The sequence below is a fragment of the Paenibacillus sp. MY03 genome (genome assembly GCF_002165585.1).
Lineage (GTDB): Bacteria > Bacillota > Bacilli > Paenibacillales > Paenibacillaceae > Pristimantibacillus > Pristimantibacillus agaridevorans.
The window spans coordinates 23,900-40,002 of sequence record NZ_MXQD01000074.1 but is presented as its reverse complement, the minus strand read 5'-3'; the positions used below and the strand labels follow the sequence as shown (position 1 = coordinate 40,002).

The window sequence follows — 16,103 nt, the reverse complement described above, 5'->3', positions numbered from 1 at the left end:
CTTGGACGTGGACGCCGCCAACCGCGCTTGGAGAAGGCGACCATACGGTACAAGTGCGCGCGACAGATGCGGCAGGCAATGTCGGACCAGATTCGGATACGAATACGTTCACGGTAGACGTGACCGCGCCGGTCATTACGCTTCAGGGCAGTGCAACGATGACGATTCTGACGGGAGATGTCTTTGTCGACCCCGGCGCAACGGCCGAAGACGCCTTGGAAGGCGCTGTGCTCGTGACGGTCACAGGCCACGTTGACCACCTGACTCCCGGCGACTACGAACTGACATATAGAGCGCAAGACAGCGCCGGCAATCTGGCCGCAGAGGTGACGCGTACCGTTCGCGTAAATGCACCAAGCATCCCGGTGTATTATTCGAACAATGCCGATCTTAAACAACTGACGATAACTGCAGATGGAGCGGAACAACAACTGACGCCGTTATTTGCTCCGGAGACCACCAGCTACAAGCTGGAAACGACTGCAGAGCAGGTAGACATTGGGGCTGTCAAGGCGCATAGCGGGGCGACTGTCACGTTGAAGGAGGAGAGGCTTCCTGCTTCGGGCATTTGGACGCTTGATCTTGCCGAAGGGGACAACCTGTTCGACATCAAGGTGACGGCGGAGAACGGAACGGTGAAAACCTACCGACTGACGGTTGTTCGCCTTGCCGGTCAGGAACAGCCCGAACCGACAGCTTGCGCGTTCCGCGATATTGCGGGTCATTGGGCGGAAGATCCGATATGCGAAGCTGCTGCTCTAGGAGTTGTTCAAGGCGATGACGCGGGAATGTTTCATCCGCAGCGGCAGGTCACGCGGATAGAGTTTGCGGCAATGTTGTTGCGTGCTCTCGAGATTTCTACCGAGGGGGAGAGCCGTGCACTTACGTTCGCCGACGCCGACCGGATTCCGGATTGGGCGAAGGATGTCGCAAGCGCGGCGGTTAAAGCAGGCGTACTGGAAGGGTATCTGGACGGTACGCTGAGGCCGCTGCAAACGGTGAGCCGTTCGGAAATGGCAGCTATGATGACGAGAGCGTTGGAACGAAGTCTCAGCGAAGGCGAAGGCGGAGAGGCAAGCGCAAGCGGAGGAACGGCTGCTCCATTCGCCGATGACGCGGATATTCCGGATTGGGCGCGAGCGTACATCTACACGGCGGCTCAACACGGCTTGCTCTTAGGGCGAGGCGACAATCTATTCGTGCCGAACGGCTTGGCGACCAGAGCGGAAGCAACGGTTACGATTCTCCGCTTGTGGCAAATTATTCAGTAAAGCAGTTCCATTGTCCGGGTTGGACGGCGCTGACGTTTGGCGTGTAACCTTCAGTTACGGTATACAGAACAACAATTGTGCGAAAATACACAAATATAGCGTAGCATGGGCTAATTATTGGTGTATTTGTACAAATATACACAAAATTAGGCTTGGAAAGCCTCTAGTACCGATGCTATGCGAAAAATTGTGTATATTCGTACGATTTTCAGTCCTGAGGGTGGTTTTTCTTAACGATTTGAGCAAAAATGCACAATTATGTAACCTATCCTAATTAGAGCTGGGCCAAAGGGAGAAAACCCGACACGAAGGGGATCTGTAACGGGGCGATTTTCGGAAATCGTCCCGTTTCTTGTCAGGCATGAGGGTGCGTTTTATAATGAAGGGAAACTTTAATCAACTATAAATTGGACCAAAGGACCCTCCTATATGAGCGCAACAATAGAGCTTCTTTTTATGATTGCTTCTCTCATCATGATCGGCATTATTTTCATCTCGGTTTACAGCTTTCGAAGACAGCGAGGCATACGATACTTGCTAGGTCTGATCGTATGCCGATTTGTGTACGCCAGCGGCGTTATTCTGGCGAATAGCGTTCACGCTTTAACCGAGAAGCTGTTCTTCCACAATGTTTTCCAAACTGCTCTTAACCTAATGGTACCGTTCTTTATCCTGTTCGTCCTGGAATGGATATATCCGGACAAGCCTATTAAGACAAGATGGAAGATAGGCCTGCTCGCTGGTTTCGCGTTGTGGTCGACGCAGATGTGGCTCGATCCCAAGCTGCACTGGATCTATCGATCGATTGAGCTTGTAGACGGGCAATTGGCCATTACGCGGACTGCCTACTCTATGTCTTTCACGTTGCTTTGTTTTCTTGTATTGGCCGCGAGCCTATATGCCCTGTTTCAATATATGAGGAATATTCGCAGCGATTTGCGCAAGCCGGGAATGTGGGTGTTGTTCCTATCCTCTTTTTCGTTCGTGTTGGAAATTGTGAAATTCGCTAATCCGCAATGGTCCTCTTGGCTGCTTCCGTTAACGGTATATTGCGGGTTTCTCGGCTCGCTTATGTTAATTATTATTTTGCGGTCCAAGTTTTTTTCTCTAGTTCCTTTTGCCAGAAATCTTGTGCTGGATACGTTGCAAGAAAGCATCGTGGTTGCCAATGCTTCCGGCAAGGTAATCGACAGCAACAAGCAGTCTACCTTATGGTTTGACCAGCTTGGTTACTCCTCTATCGCCGAACGGAACATCTCGGACTTGCTGGCGTTCTGGCCGGATTGGCTTGCGCTGTGCAAGGCGATGAAGCCAGGGAGCGTCGAGATCGAAGCCGTGGTGGATGGAGAGCGGAAGAGGTACCGCGTCAACGTGTATCCGCTCCATACCTTGCGCATGCAAGGACAAGGCAGTATTTCGCTTATTGTCGATATTACGGAGAAGCAGCGGGATCTGGAGCAGATCGCTCAATTGAATCAACTGAAGGATCAGCTTATTGCCATAGTATCTCATGATATTCGCGGTCCGCTCGCGCTGCAGTTTCAATTAATTGAATTGCTGGAAGAGGATCGCGACGGCTTTCAGGCCGATCATCAGGAAATTATTGCGCAGTTGGGCGGCCAGATTCGCAATACGCTGAGCATGTCGACGAATCTTCTGGAGTGGTTTCGCAGCCAGCGCGAAGATATGGCGCTGCGCCCGCGAGAGCTGGAGCTGATTGAGATTGTCGAGGACTGTATTCATTTGCTGCACATTCATAGCGGGGCGAAACAAATCGACGTGACGCATTCGGTTGCTGCAGGCGTACGGGTGTATGCAGACCGGGAAGCACTAGGATTGATTCTGCGGAATTTGCTGTCTAATGCCATCAAATTCACCGGATCAGGCGGCGCGGTTCATGTTGACGCGGAACAATCGGGCGGGACGGTTATCATATCCGTCCGCGATAACGGAATAGGCATGAGTCAGGAGCAGGTGCGGCGATTATTCGAGGATAAGCAGCCTGGATCATTGGAAGGCACCTCCGGCGAGACAGGGGCCGGGCTGGGATTGCTTGTTACGCGGCAATTCATATTGCGCAGCGAAGGGTACTTGACGGTAGAAAGCAGGGCAGGCGAAGGAAGCTTGTTTAAATTTACAATGAGAGGCGGCACTCCATTATGAAGGTTCTCCTGGTCGACGATGAGCATGCCATGTTGCTCGCCATGCGATTGCTGCTGGCAAAGATCGAAGGCGTGGAGCTTGTCGGAGCTTTCCAGAGCGCCGCGGAGGCGCTGGACTTTGTACATCGCACGGAAGTGGACTTGGCCTTTCTGGACATCCAGCTTGCCGAGGACAGCGGCTTGGATCTGGCCCGCAGCTTGCGCTCGCTGAATGCCGGTCTGGACATCGTGTTTACGACTTCCCATACGGGTTTCGCCATGCAGGCTTACGATGTATACCCGCTCGATTATATGGTCAAGCCCATATCGAGGAAACGATTGGCTCAGACCATCTCTAGAGCTGCAGCCGGCCGAGCCGTCCCCGAAGCGCAGGCGCAGACAAGAGATTCGGCGGGCAGCCGACTAGAAGTACGCGGATTGGGCTGCTTCGAAGCAAGCGGCGAGCATACGGGTAATGTGAGATGGATATCCCGTAAAAGCATGGAGTTGTTCGCTTACTTGGTCAATCATCGAGGACGCAGCGTGGCCAAGGCGCGGGTTATAGAGGAGCTGTTCCCGGACATGCCTTTTAAGAATGCGGAGCGTTATCTCTATACGGCGGTATACCAGCTTAGGAAAGCATTATCGGAGCATGGATGCAAGGAAATGGTCGTGTCCGCCCAAGAGAAGTATCGGGTCGATCTCGCTTGCGCGGATGTCGACTTTATCCGGTTCGAAGAGGATTTGCAGCACTGTCCGGAAATCAACGAGAGCAATGCAGCCGCCGCGATCAGGTTGGAAAGCCGGTTCACGGGCGAACTGTTCGAGGGCAACGCCTTTGATTGGGCCGACGCCGAGCGGGAACGATTGACCGTCCGGTACGAGTCATTCGCCAGACGCCTGGCCGTCTGGCTCCTGGCTCAGAAGCAATACAGGGAAGTAACCCGGATCGCCGGCCGAATCGCGGCTCGCAATGCGTTTGACGAAGAGGCGCGTATGCTGCTGCTGCAAGCCTACGGAGCAATGGGGGACCGGCAATCGCTTCGGGATTGTTACGCCTCCTACAAGCAGTTGTTGCACGAGGAGCTTGGCGTGGGACCTGCCCCTCATGTGGAACAACTGTACGAGCAGTATCGTTAGACGTTGCCGCGATACGGCACCTCAATCCGGAATTTTTAGCCGGACGACGGTACCTAACCCTTGTTTGCTTAGAATTTGCAAACCTTCATCCGTGCCGTAAGCCAGCCGGATCCTTCGATTGGTGTTGGCCAGACCGATGTGGCCTGCACCGCCCGCATCACCCGCATCCCCTGCATCCCCCGTATTTCCGTAGTCTTCCTCCATATGCATGGCGACCGAACGGCGTACTTCTTTCAGCCGTTCTTTTGACATGCCAACCCCATTGTCGATGACGGAGATAGCCGTCCACCCGGAATAACGAACAAGCTTGATTTTGATCCCCCCGTTGCCGGCCATCTCCTTAATGCCGTGATAAAGACTGTTCTCGATCAATGGCTGAAGGACGAGCTTGACGGTGCTGTACGGTTGAATATCGTCGGGATCGTAAGCCCAGACGCACCGGAACTTATCGCCGTATCTAATCTGCTGAATCGCGACGTAATGTTTCGTATAGTCGATTTCCTTCATTAACGGAACGATCCGGCCCGGCTTGTCCAGCGTATACCGCAACAGCTCCGACAGATGCTCCAGCATGTCGTTGACTTCGTTCGGCCTGCCGGTCAACGCCATCGCCTTCCAGTTCAGCGTCTCCAGCGTGTTGAACAGGAAATGGGGGTTGATTTGCGATTGCAGCGCGAGCAGCTCCGCCGCCTGAAGTCTGAACTTCTTCTCGGATAGCTGGACGCCCAGATAGTTGGACTGTATAAAGTTGCGCGTCATCGTCTGAATAATATAGCCGTATTCGTCCTCGCCCTTGCCGGCACTGGAGATTTCGGGCAAAGGGAGTCCTTTCTCGGCCGATTTGATAATGGAGATCATGCGGTGGATATGCCTAAGCGATCGTCTGGTCAGCAGGTAAGTCAGCGCCAAGCCAAGCAGGAACGAAAGCGCGACGACATAAACGGTGGACTGGCTCAGTCGGAACGATATTCGGTTGAGCTCGTCTTTGGGCACTAGCGAAATATAGCGCCAACCGTCGTGCATGCCGGACATAAGCTGCGTGCCGGCGAACGTTTGTTTATCCAGCTCCACGTCGAAGCTCCTGGTATCAGGCGACAGCGACGACAGCTTTTCTTGCACCGAATCGGGAAGGATCGAGGTTTGATTCCGGAACAGAATCCCCCCGGCTTCGTCCAAAATGATCAGATGCTGACCGTCCATGCTCGCGAACGATTGGAGCCATCGATCCAGGTAGTCTGTATAGATATTAACCGCGATGACGCCGATGGCTCCTCCCGTAAGCAGGGAGGTCAGCGGCTTGTACAGCGTGGTTACCGCAATCGGATCTTCGAAGCTGTAACGCTGAATTTGGCGTTGCTCGAGCAGGATGCCGACCGGGTTTTCCCTGGCGCGAAAACGCTCCAGCCAGTCGGAGTCGGGATAACGATCGAGCGTCGAGAGTCCCGTTCCGCTGGCGAGAAACTGATTATAGGGGTTGTTCACGTGGACGTAGATGGATTGGATAAACGGCTTGGCGTTCGCCGGGCTGTCGATCAGATTGCGCATCATTCCCAGGAGCCGCTGGTTATCGAACGTTACGTATTGCGTACGCAAAATTTCTTCCAGCTGGTACAGCACTTCGGGCGTGCCCATGCTGATGCCGAGCGTCTCGATATCTTGGAAAACAAGCTCCATATTGCGATCGATTTGATGCACCAGCTGCAGATTGTCGCGCGCGGTCTCTCCTTCCCGGTTTTGCTTCGTAATGACGATCGACAGCGTTCCGAGCACGATGGTCGGAATAAGCAAAGGAATAAGGAAAAGCAGCATATTTTTGATGAAAAATCGTTTTCTCATGTCGGCCCCGTTACTCGTTCAACCCGGACAGCTGGCGGAATTCGCGCGGACTCATGCCGTGGTAACGCTTGAAGGTCCGCGTGAAGTTTTTGGCATAGCTGTAGCCCACCATCTCGCTCACCTGATAAGTTTTGTACCTAATGTCCTTCAGCAACTCCGCCGCCTTGTTCATCCGAACCGACACCACGTAATCGGAGAAGTTTTCGCCCGTCTTTTCCTTAAAGTATTTGCTGACGTAATGCGGGTTCATATGGACCAGGCTTGCCGCGTCCTCAAGCGTTGCCCGCGCATAATTCGCGGCGACGTAATCGCGAATGGTTCTGACGACCTTCTCGTTAAAGGAGGCGTCCGCGCCGCCCGCGCCGCGCTCCTCGTCGAGCTCCATCTTGAGCGAGGTAAATACCTCGAACAGCTCCTGGTATTTGGTCGGTTTGACGATATAGCTTTTGACATCGTATACGATCGCCTGCTTGGCGTATTCGAAATCCTTGTAGCCGCTCAGGAACAGAACCTTGACACGGCTCTTGGCCTCATGCAGCGTGCGGGCGACGTCCAGCCCCGACATAATCGGCATGCGGATGTCGCACAGCAGCGCGTCTACCTCGTGATTTGCTATGAATTCCAAAGCCTCCTTGCCGTCCCCGCATTGTCCTATCAGCTCGAAGCCGACCTCGTTCCAAGGAAAGTATTGCGACAATCCGTTGCGAATTTCGGCTTCGTCGTCCGCAAGCAACAGCTTGTATTTCATTGCGATCCGATCCTTTCATCCGCGGAATAATTGCAAACGATTTCATGGTTAACAGCATAAATGAAATGTTTCCGTTTGTACAGACGCACCCTTAGTGGCGTGCTAGGAATATCCTTCCATGTTGTCAACTGTTCTCCGATATGGACGACATGTCAATTTCGGATACCTTTTGTCCCAAATGGAGCAAAAAGGGATACCATTCGTCATCTTGCGTGCCTGTTTTCAATGGCATAATAGCGATATAGTAAAAGCGTAATCATAATGGGCGAGGGGGAATAGAGAATGAAAAATAGAAATTGGAGGAAAGCGGTCGCTTTGCCGCTCGTCGCCATGCTTGCGACGGCGTTGACGGCCTGCGGGTCGGACGAGAGCGGCGGCAAGGCGCCGGAAGGAAAGACGGACGGCGAGAAGGTTACGCTGCGGTTCTCGTGGTGGGGCTCCGAGGTGCGCCACAAAGCATTGCTGGAAGCGATCGACATCTATACCGAAGCCAATCCGAACGTGGTCATCGAACCGGAGTACGGCGGGTTCGAAGGCTATTATCAGAAACTGGTCACGCAATTTGCGGGTGGAACGGCGCCTGATTTGACGCCGCTTTCCGTAGACTGGATCGACGAAATCGCGGTTAAAGGCGATCTGGTGCTCGATTTGAACACGCTTAAGGATTACCTCAATCTGGATGCGTTCGACAAGGAGTTTCTGGACAGCTACGCGGTATACGACGGCAAGCTTGTCGGGCTTCCGATGGGTGCCAATGGCATGATTACGTTATATAACAAGGAGTTTTTCGACCGATTCGACATTGCCCATGACACGGTATGGGATTGGGAGACGATTCATACCATCGGCAAGCAGGTGCACGAGAAGGACGCCAACGCTTATTTGCTCGGCATGTTCGATTACCGGATCTTCCTGCAGCCGTTCGTAAATCAGCTCACCGGCAATCAGTGGATTCAAGACGATAAAACGGTTGGTTTCGCCGAAGAGGACGTTGCCAAAGCCTTTTCCTATTATCAGCAGCTGATCGCGGACGGCGTGATCCAGCCCGTGGCGGAGAGCAGTCTGTACCCGGATATGGCGGATAACCTGCAATGGCAGAACGGCAACATCGGCATGATGTTCACGCTGGCCTCCACGATCGCGAAAGTAAAGACGTACACGCCTGAAGTGGATGTTGCCATGTTCCCGGTGCCGAGCAATGCCAAGACTTCGGCCGTGCTTGTCAATCCGAGCAATCCGCTAGCGATTAACAAGAAGTCGAAGCATCCGGAGGAAGCCGCGAAATTCGCCAGCTGGCTGCTGACGTCGGAAGAAGCTTCGCTCGTCCTGAAGGATGTATTCAGCGTGCCGGTCGTCAAGGCCAACGCCGACAAGCTGGTAGAGGAATCGCTGATCGATCCGACCGTGGCCAAGGCGGTGGATCTTGCGCTTTCGAATCCCGGCGAGCCGGTAAACGGGCTCAGCAGCAATCAGGAGCTTAACCAGATTGCACAAGACATTTTGGAGCGGGTTGCCTTCGGCAAGGTTGCGCCGGATGCCGCGGCAAGCGAGCTGACGGAGCGTCTGAAGGACAAGCTGGCCTTAATCAAGTAAGGCGAAAAGGAAGGGACGAAGGGTTATGACACATCAATCGGCGCAGGCGGCGGGGGGACAGACTCCCGGCTCTGAGGGCAAGCGAAGGAAGCGGAAGCCCGGGAGCTTGGTCGCATATTTATACATCAGTCCGTGGCTGATCGGATTTATCGTGCTCACGCTCGTTCCGTTCGTTGCCTCGTTTATCTATTCGTTTACCGACTATAACATGGTTCGCGAACAATCGTTTGTCGGACTCGCTAACTATATTGAAATTTTTACGAAAGACCCTGTATTCGTGCAGTCGCTGCGGGTAACGCTGCTATACGTAGTCATCGCCGTGCCGCTCAAGCTGATCGTCGCTTTGCTGGTGGCGATGCTGCTGAACGTCAAGATGCGAGGAATTTCCATCTATCGCACCATCTATTATCTGCCTTCAATATTAGGCGGCAGCGTCGCGGTATCGGTGTTGTGGCGGTTCATGTTCATGAGAGAAGGACTCGTGAACGAGATGCTCTCGTATTTCTCTTTGCCGCCTGTGAACTGGCTGGGAGATCCAAACTTGGCTCTGTTTACAATTACCCTGCTTCCCGTCTGGGAGTTCGGATCGTCGATGGTGCTGTTCCTCGCAGGTCTAAAGCAAGTTCCGGCGGAGCTCTACGAGGCATCCAAGGTGGACGGGGCTTCGCGCGCGAGAACGTTTTTCTCCGTCACGCTGCCCCTGTTGACGCCGATCGTGCTGTTTAATCTGATTATGCAGATGATCAATGCCTTCCAGCAGTTTACGGCGGCGTTTGTCATAACGGACGGCGGGCCCATGAAGTCTACCTACCTGTACGGAATGATGCTGTACGACAACGCCTTCCAGTTCTTTAAGATGGGATACGCATCCGCGCAATCCTGGATCTTGTTCCTGATCATTCTGGTCTTCACGTTCGTGCTGTTCAAGACCTCCAACCGCTGGGCGCATTACGAAGACGGAGGTGACGGCAAGTGAGGAGACGCAAGCTTTGGACGGTTATCGTCCTGTCGGTGTTCTCAATCCTGTTTTTGTATCCGTTGCTATGGCTGATCTCGTCTTCGTTCAAGCCGAACGCCGATATTTTTTCCAGCATCAGCTTATGGCCCGGCGAATTTGTGTGGGATGCTTATGCTCGAGGCTGGCAGGGGGTAGGGCGGACGAACTTCAGCACCTTCTTCGGCAATACGCTGCTGTTGGTTATTCCGGTGGTCGTACTCACGGCTGCTTCCAGCCTGCTCGTCGCTTATGGCTTCGCCCGTTTTAAATTCCGAGGCAAAGGTCTGTTGTTTACGCTTATGATCTCGACGCTGATGCTGCCGGATGCGGTTATCATGATCCCACGTTATCTGCTGTTCAAGGAATTCAACTGGCTGAATACGTATTTGCCGTTTTATGTGCCCGCTCTTTTGGCGGTTAACGCCTTCTTCGTGTTTTTGCTCGTACAGTTTCTGCGCGGCATTCCGCGCGATCTCGACGAGGCCGCGGTCATCGACGGATGCAATTCGTTCGGCATTCTGGTACGAGTGCTGATTCCTCTAGCGGCCCCGGCGCTCGTCTCGGTATGCATCTTCCAGTTCATCTGGACGTGGAACGAGTTCTTTACGGCGTTGATCTATATTAACAGCGTTTCGAAGTATACGGTGGCGCTTGGTCTGAGGATGGTGCTCGACAACGAGGGAGCGGTCAATTGGAATCAAGTCATGGCGATGTCGGTCGTTACGATTTTGCCTTGCATCGCGGTATTTTTTATGGCTCAAAAATATTTCGTGGAAGGCATCGCCACGACCGGGTTGAAGGGCTGAGGAGGAGGGAACCTTTATGTCATTAAAGATAGACAATGATGGGCGAGGCGAAGGCGCCGTTGCCGGAAGACGACCCAACGTAATCGTCTTTTTTACCGATCAGCAGCGCTGGGACACGACCGGGGTGCACGGCAATCCGCTTGGTTTGACCCCCAACTTCGACCGACTTGCGGTTCGCGGGACACATTTGGAATACGCCTTTACTCCCCAACCGGTGTGCGGACCGGCGAGAGCTTGTCTACAGACAGGGGTATACGCCACGACGAACGGCTGTTATACGAACGGAATACCTCTGTCCACGGAATGGCCGACTCTTGCGCATTATTTTAACGAAGCGGGGTATGAGACGGGGTATATCGGGAAGTGGCATCTGGCCGTTACCCGAGACAGTCCGGTACCGGAAGAGCTGCGCGGCGGCTACAAGAGCTGGCTTGCGGCCGATGCTTTGGAGCATACGTCCGATGCATACCGGACGTTGCTTTACGATGAACGCAATCAACCTGTCAGGCTGCCGGGGTACCGGGTAGACGCTCTGGCGGACGCGGCGATCCGCTATGTCGACAAGCATAAGAACGATCCGTTTTTCCTGTTTCTCTCCTTCCTGGAGCCGCATCATCAAAATCACAGGGACGATTATCCGGCTCCGGAATCCGAGGTCGGGAAATACGTTTCGGCATGGACGCCGCCCGACCTCGCATCCCTTGTCGGCACGGCACCGCAGCACTTGCCCGGCTATTACGGGATGGTGAAGCGGCTCGACGAGGCGCTTGGCCGCGTTATGGACGCCTTGCGCAGCCTGTCGTTGGAGGAAGAGACGATCATCGTGTTTACCTCTGATCACGGCTCGCACTTCAAGACGCGCAACAACGAATACAAGCGCTCCTGCCACGACAGCTCGATCCGGGTGCCGGCCGCAATCGGAGGCGGCCCGTTCTCCCGAGGCGGGCGCATCCCCGAGCTTGTCAGCCTCGTCGACTTGCCGCCGACGCTGCTTGACGCATGCGGCCTCGGCGTGCCTGCGCATATGCAAGGCCGCTCGGTCATGCCGCTGCTGAGAGGGGGAGGGGTGGCGAACTGGCCGAGCGAAGTGTTCGTGCAGATCAGCGAATCCCAGGTGGGGCGCGCCATCCGCACGCATCGCTGGAAATACGCAGTCACCGCTCCGCAGGCTCATCCGCAACGCGACGAGGGAGCGGGGCGTTATCTGGAGACGGAACTCTACGATTTATACGCGGATCCCTACGAGCTGAACAACCTGGCGGGGTTAGAATCGCACCGCGGCGTGGCGGACCGGCTGCGGGATGCGCTGCTCCGCCGCATGGCGGAGGCCGGCGAGACGCTGCCGCATATCGAGCCCGCCGCGCCGCTGCCGTCAGGCCAACGCCTCGCGAAGCAGGGGGACGGTCCGGTAGGGTGGAACTAATAGTCGCTGCATAAATCAATAGAACCTTTATCGCGTGCATGGCAAGGTAACCAATGCACACGGTAAAGGTTTTTTTGCTATCCTATATTACCCTTGGCAGAGTATAGTGGCGAATGGGATTCACTTTCGTCTTACCCAGATATAGAACCTCTTTATAGATTTCCAAGACCTCCTGTGTACGAAAAATCGCACAAACCGACCAGCTTCCTTGCGTGCTCCAGCCGGCAGTCCGCCAGCATCTATCTGGGACAAGTATGTACGATTCGGATATTGGGGAAATCATTGACCGAACAGGAGGAATGTGACAATTTGATGATTTCTTAATGGAATTAACAATATCCTCTAGTTTCTACTATTGATATCCGATCGGTTTAGTAGTAGAATGTTCCTATTCATTGTCAAAGTTTACTAAATTATTTGGGCACATTGTACAACTATATACCTGCAAATCCGTCGAAAGGCGCGAGACGCAAAGCTATAGGGACTACTTCTCACGGGGAAATGTCAGCCAGTTGCACAGTTTTAACGGAGGCATGCCTATGGTCACATAGAGGCATGCCTCTTTTTGCCTATAGAAAACATAGAGAAAAACATTGGAGAGAGGTAGAGAGAATGGAGAACTTGAATATTCGTGCCTTATTTCCCAGCGACGACGGCAACCTGCAGCAAAGAGATTATTTCATAGAGCTGGTCAAGCAGATCGTGGAAGGAGTGGATGCGTTAAAGGATCCCGAAGCCGTTAATTTGAAAGGAACAAAAGAGAGGGGGCAGCATTTCTATCGCGAGCTGACGGCGTCAAGCCGCATCCCGGACGGCGGCCGTCCGCTGGACCAGGTAAATGACGAACTGCTTAAGCTGCTGCATGGACATCCGTATCATACCAAATATTTTTTGACCAATATTTTGCCAATGGCGAGCACGCCGGGCATCCTTGGCATGTTAACCGCGTTTATGGTAAACGGCAATAACCTGTGGGATGTATACGGCCCTGCCGGCGCGGAGGCCGAGGTTAGAGTTGTCGCAATGATGTCGGATCTAATCGGTTGCAATCCGTCGGAGAGCGGCGGTTATACGACTTGGGGCGGTCAAGGAGCGATCTTTACGGGGCTGCGCATCGCCGTCAACAAACATGATGCTTCCATTAAGAAGGCAGGCGTGCCTCACAATTTGTTTGCTTTTTGCTCCGAGGCGGCGCACTACAGCTTGTTTAAGTCGATGGAAGCGACAGGACTCGGCACGAACAACCTTATTAAAGTACGCACGCGCGAGGACAGTTCCATGGACGTGGGGGATCTCGAAGCGAAGATGGAGCAAGTCATCCTTCGCGGCGGCGTTCCGGTCTACATCGTGGCGACGACGGCCACGACGGATGCCATGGGCATCGATAACATCGAAGAGATTGCCGCCGCGTCGGAGGCGCTGACGGCAAAGTACGGCATGCGAAGGCCGCATATTCATGCGGATTCGGCGCTTGGCGGATTCTTCGCGTTCTTTAACGACTACGACTTTGCGGGCAACCCGCTGCAATTCGAAGAGGAGACGTTGGCCGCGCTTGCGGCGATCCGAGAGCGGATGCAGCACTTGCGCTTGGCGGATTCGCTCTGCTTCGACTTTCAGAAACTTGGCCAGACGCCATACTCGACCAGCTTGTTTCTGGTCAAACAGGCCTCCGATTTGAAGCTGGTCGATCTGGAGCCGGACGAGACTCCGTATGTAGGGCATCGCGGCTACGGCGACTACCATACGAGCTACACGCTGGAATGCTCCAGAATGGGCAGCTCCATCAGCATCTTGAGCGCCTTGCTGGCTTTCGGAGCCGAAGGCTACCGGAAGCTGCTTGCCCAGTTCGTCGAAGTCAACATCGCCTTCCGCAAGACGCTTTCCGCGGATGTGCCGGAGGCGGTCATCGTCAACCCGAATAACCCCGGCTTGATTACTTTGTTCCGCCTCTATACCGACCGCAAAAACGGTTACGCGGCAGAGTGCGAGGGATTGCGGACCAAGCGGGAGATCGAACGCGAGAACCGGCTCAACGAGATGCTGTTCGAGATTCTCGGCAGGGACCGCGAGAAGATGTTTTTCGGCGATACGAAAAAACATCTATACGTACCGACGGCGGAACGCAACGGCGACGTCGCGTTATATGCGTCCAAGCTGTTCGTCATCTCGCCTTACACGCAAACATCGGACGTAGCTGCCATCGTCGATTTCTTGAAGCAAAAGATCACGGAAACGTATGCGGCCTATGAAAGGTTAGCCATGAAGGAGAAAGAGCATGAGAAAATCCTTGTTTAATTTCAATTGGTATAGAGAACATCTCTCGGTCAAAATCGCAATCAGCATTCTGAGCCTGCTAATCGTTACCTGCGCGGCGTTCGCCGTCTCCGGCTACCTGTCGCAGCGCAATCTGTCGGAGAAGCTGCTGGAGCAGTTCGACATGCGGCTGCAGACGGATATCAAGATTGTCTACAACGCGCTCACGGCAATACCGGGAAGCGATGTCGAGCTTGCCAGCGCGGATGATCCCCGTTATTCCGTAATTAAAGAAACGCTGGAGAAGCTTCAGGCGGAGCATCATTTGGAGAACGTCTATATTTTGTCGAACTCGCAGGGCGTGGAACGGATTCTGATCCTGTCGGGCGTTCCCGACGATTATGGTACGCCGTATCCATTTACGGAAGAGATGCGTGAGGCGATTGCCGAGAATCAAACGAAGATCAGCCCGATCTACGAGGACGAATACGGTACGCATAAATCCATCTTCATGCCGCTCACGGACAATACGGGCGGCGCGTATGGCATTCTCGGCATCGACTTGTCCGCTTCAGTCGTGCCCGAGACAGCTGCCAGCTCTAACCTGACGACGGTCATCATCTCCGTCATCGTGCTCGTAGTCGGCAGCGCGATTGCCGTCTTGATCAGCCGGATCATTACGAACCCGCTGCGCAGGCTGATGACGGCTGCCGAACGAGTGGCGGCCGGCGACATGCAGAGCCAGTTCTCGATCGACAGCAAGGACGAGATCGGCAAGTTAGGGGTCGCCTTCGGGGTTATGATTAACAGCCTGAAGATGCTGATCCAGCAGGTCATTGCATCGTCAACGCTAATTGCGGACACAAGCAAACATTTGCGCCAGTCCGTGGATGAATCCACTCAGAGCGCGCAACAAGTTGCCGCATCGACGGACCGGATGTCGCAAGGCATCACGGATATCGTGCACAGCGTAACGGGCAGCCAGACGGGCATCCACAGTATCGACGCGGATATTAAGAACGTGTCGGCCGGCATGAGGGATATCCAAGGGATTGCCACGGAAGTGCATTCCCAGTCCGAACAAGGACAAGAGCTCGTTGACCGTACTCTCCGCCAGATGGAAGAGATCAAGCATGCCATGCTGCAATCGCAGCATGCGGCTGATGCGCTCGAGACACGCTCCAGCGAAATCGGCGAGATTATCGGCATCATTACGGAGATCTCGACGCAGACGAACCTGCTCGCGCTAAACGCGTCCATCGAAGCGGCGCGGGTCGGCGAGCTAGGCCGCGGATTCGCGGTCGTTGCCGATGAAGTGAAGAAGCTGGCGACGCAGTCCGCGCAAGCGGCGCAGTCGGTCAACGAATTGATCTCCAGCACGCAAGCGAACAGCCATCTCGTGAAGCAAAGCATCGAAGAAGGGACCAAAGCGGTCGAGCTTGGCCATACTTGGATTAACGGCACGCACGAGAACTTCAAGCACATCTATTCGGGCGTATCGCAATTCACCGCCCATACGAACGAGATGTCCGGCTCGCTGGAGAAGGTAGAGAACGCCTTTACGGACATTACCGGAGCCATGCAGCAGATTGGCGGCATTACGCAGGAGCAGGCGGCAGGCACGCAAGAGGTGGCGGCTTCGGCGGAGCAGCAAAGCGCGTCAATGCAGGAAATTTCGGCTGCGATCCAGCAGTTGACGGCGTTATCGGTGGATCTGAACGAATCCGTTAAGCCGTTTAAGCTGTAGAAGTTTGGTCTAATCAATCGTATACGTACGCCATGAGAGAAGACGGCAGCCGCCTCGGTTGCCGTCTTTATTGGCATTTCCGGACGATTCCCCACCTTTTCGGGATGTCGCCCCAAGCGCATGCCTGCATCGAATGTTAGGATAGTGG

The 16,103-nt window shown here is 54.2% G+C and carries 11 protein-coding genes and 1 riboswitch; of the genes, 9 read left to right on the top strand and 2 right to left on the bottom strand.

The annotated features are described in order from the left end of the window. From B1748_RS34270 to B1748_RS34260, 3 genes are all read left to right on the top strand, one after another. The coding region (locus B1748_RS34270; protein WP_143810453.1) for an S-layer homology domain-containing protein at positions 1-1,271 on the top strand (1,271 nt) is incomplete at its 5' end. Positions 1,272-1,700: 429 nt separating this feature from the next. Further along, a complete protein-coding gene (locus B1748_RS34265) occupies positions 1,701-3,434 on the top strand; it encodes a sensor histidine kinase (RefSeq protein WP_087572466.1) in 1,734 nt (577 codons plus the stop codon). Then, entirely contained in the window at positions 3,431-4,552 is a 1,122-nt protein-coding gene (locus B1748_RS34260) for a response regulator (protein WP_087572465.1), read from the top strand. The genes B1748_RS34265 and B1748_RS34260 overlap by 4 nt, the downstream gene beginning before the upstream one ends. Before the next feature lie 21 nt (positions 4,553-4,573). Here the strand turns inward: B1748_RS34260 and B1748_RS34255 are convergent, their stop codons facing one another. Both B1748_RS34255 and B1748_RS34250 read right to left on the bottom strand, forming a co-directional pair. Continuing rightward, a complete protein-coding gene (locus B1748_RS34255) occupies positions 4,574-6,388 on the bottom strand; it encodes a sensor histidine kinase (RefSeq protein WP_087572464.1) in 1,815 nt (604 codons plus the stop codon). 10 nt (positions 6,389-6,398) lie between these two features. Beyond that, entirely contained in the window at positions 6,399-7,136 is a 738-nt protein-coding gene (locus B1748_RS34250; protein WP_087572463.1) for a response regulator transcription factor, read from the bottom strand. Positions 7,137-7,418: 282 nt separating this feature from the next. Between B1748_RS34250 and B1748_RS34245 the strand changes: the two genes are divergently transcribed. The 6 genes from B1748_RS34245 to B1748_RS34220 all read left to right on the top strand — a co-directional run bounded on the left by B1748_RS34245 (position 7,419) and on the right by B1748_RS34220 (position 15,955). Then, positions 7,419-8,729, top strand: coding sequence for an ABC transporter substrate-binding protein (locus tag B1748_RS34245; RefSeq protein ID WP_087572462.1), 1,311 nt, complete (start codon positions 7,419-7,421; stop codon positions 8,727-8,729). A 25-nt stretch (positions 8,730-8,754) separates the two neighbouring features. Continuing rightward, positions 8,755-9,705 carry a carbohydrate ABC transporter permease gene (locus tag B1748_RS34240; RefSeq protein WP_087572461.1) on the top strand — a complete coding sequence of 317 codons (951 nt, stop codon included), beginning with the start codon at positions 8,755-8,757 and terminating at the stop codon, positions 9,703-9,705. Continuing rightward, entirely contained in the window at positions 9,702-10,532 is an 831-nt protein-coding gene (locus B1748_RS34235; protein WP_087572460.1) for a carbohydrate ABC transporter permease, read from the top strand. Before B1748_RS34240 ends, B1748_RS34235 begins: the two co-directional genes overlap by 4 nt. 16 nt (positions 10,533-10,548) lie before the next feature. Continuing rightward, positions 10,549-11,955: a sulfatase family protein gene (locus tag B1748_RS34230; protein ID WP_087572459.1), complete on the top strand. Its 1,407-nt coding sequence runs from the start codon at positions 10,549-10,551 to the stop codon at positions 11,953-11,955. Positions 11,956-12,388: 433 nt separating this feature from the next. Then, positions 12,389-12,475: riboswitch (cyclic di-GMP riboswitch) on the top strand. Between the two features lie 92 nt (positions 12,476-12,567). Next, the gene (locus B1748_RS34225) at positions 12,568-14,250 is read left to right on the top strand and encodes a pyridoxal phosphate-dependent decarboxylase family protein (protein ID WP_087572458.1); all 1,683 of its coding nucleotides are present in this window, start codon (positions 12,568-12,570) and stop codon (positions 14,248-14,250) included. Further along, complete coding sequence (locus B1748_RS34220) at positions 14,231-15,955, top strand: methyl-accepting chemotaxis protein (RefSeq protein ID WP_087572457.1); 1,725 nt, start codon at positions 14,231-14,233, stop codon at positions 15,953-15,955. Before B1748_RS34225 ends, B1748_RS34220 begins: the two co-directional genes overlap by 20 nt. Positions 15,956-16,103 lie beyond the last annotated feature (148 nt).

Bases quoted from the DNA above. Each gene is read 5' to 3' on its own strand.
- B1748_RS34250 (WP_087572463.1), bottom strand. From the start codon at position 7,136: ATGAAATACAAGCTGTTGCTTGCGGACGACGAAGCCGAAATTCGCAAC.
- B1748_RS34265 (WP_087572466.1), top strand. From the start codon at position 1,701: ATGAGCGCAACAATAGAGCTTCTTTTTATGATTGCTTCTCTCATCATG.
- B1748_RS34255 (WP_087572464.1), bottom strand. From the start codon at position 6,388: ATGAGAAAACGATTTTTCATCAAAAATATGCTGCTTTTCCTTATTCCT.
- B1748_RS34245 (WP_087572462.1), top strand. From the start codon at position 7,419: ATGAAAAATAGAAATTGGAGGAAAGCGGTCGCTTTGCCGCTCGTCGCC.
- B1748_RS34225 (WP_087572458.1), top strand. From the start codon at position 12,568: ATGGAGAACTTGAATATTCGTGCCTTATTTCCCAGCGACGACGGCAAC.
- B1748_RS34230 (WP_087572459.1), top strand. From the start codon at position 10,549: ATGTCATTAAAGATAGACAATGATGGGCGAGGCGAAGGCGCCGTTGCC.
- B1748_RS34220 (WP_087572457.1), top strand. From the start codon at position 14,231: ATGAGAAAATCCTTGTTTAATTTCAATTGGTATAGAGAACATCTCTCG.
- B1748_RS34240 (WP_087572461.1), top strand. From the start codon at position 8,755: ATGACACATCAATCGGCGCAGGCGGCGGGGGGACAGACTCCCGGCTCT.
- B1748_RS34260 (WP_087572465.1), top strand. From the start codon at position 3,431: ATGAAGGTTCTCCTGGTCGACGATGAGCATGCCATGTTGCTCGCCATG.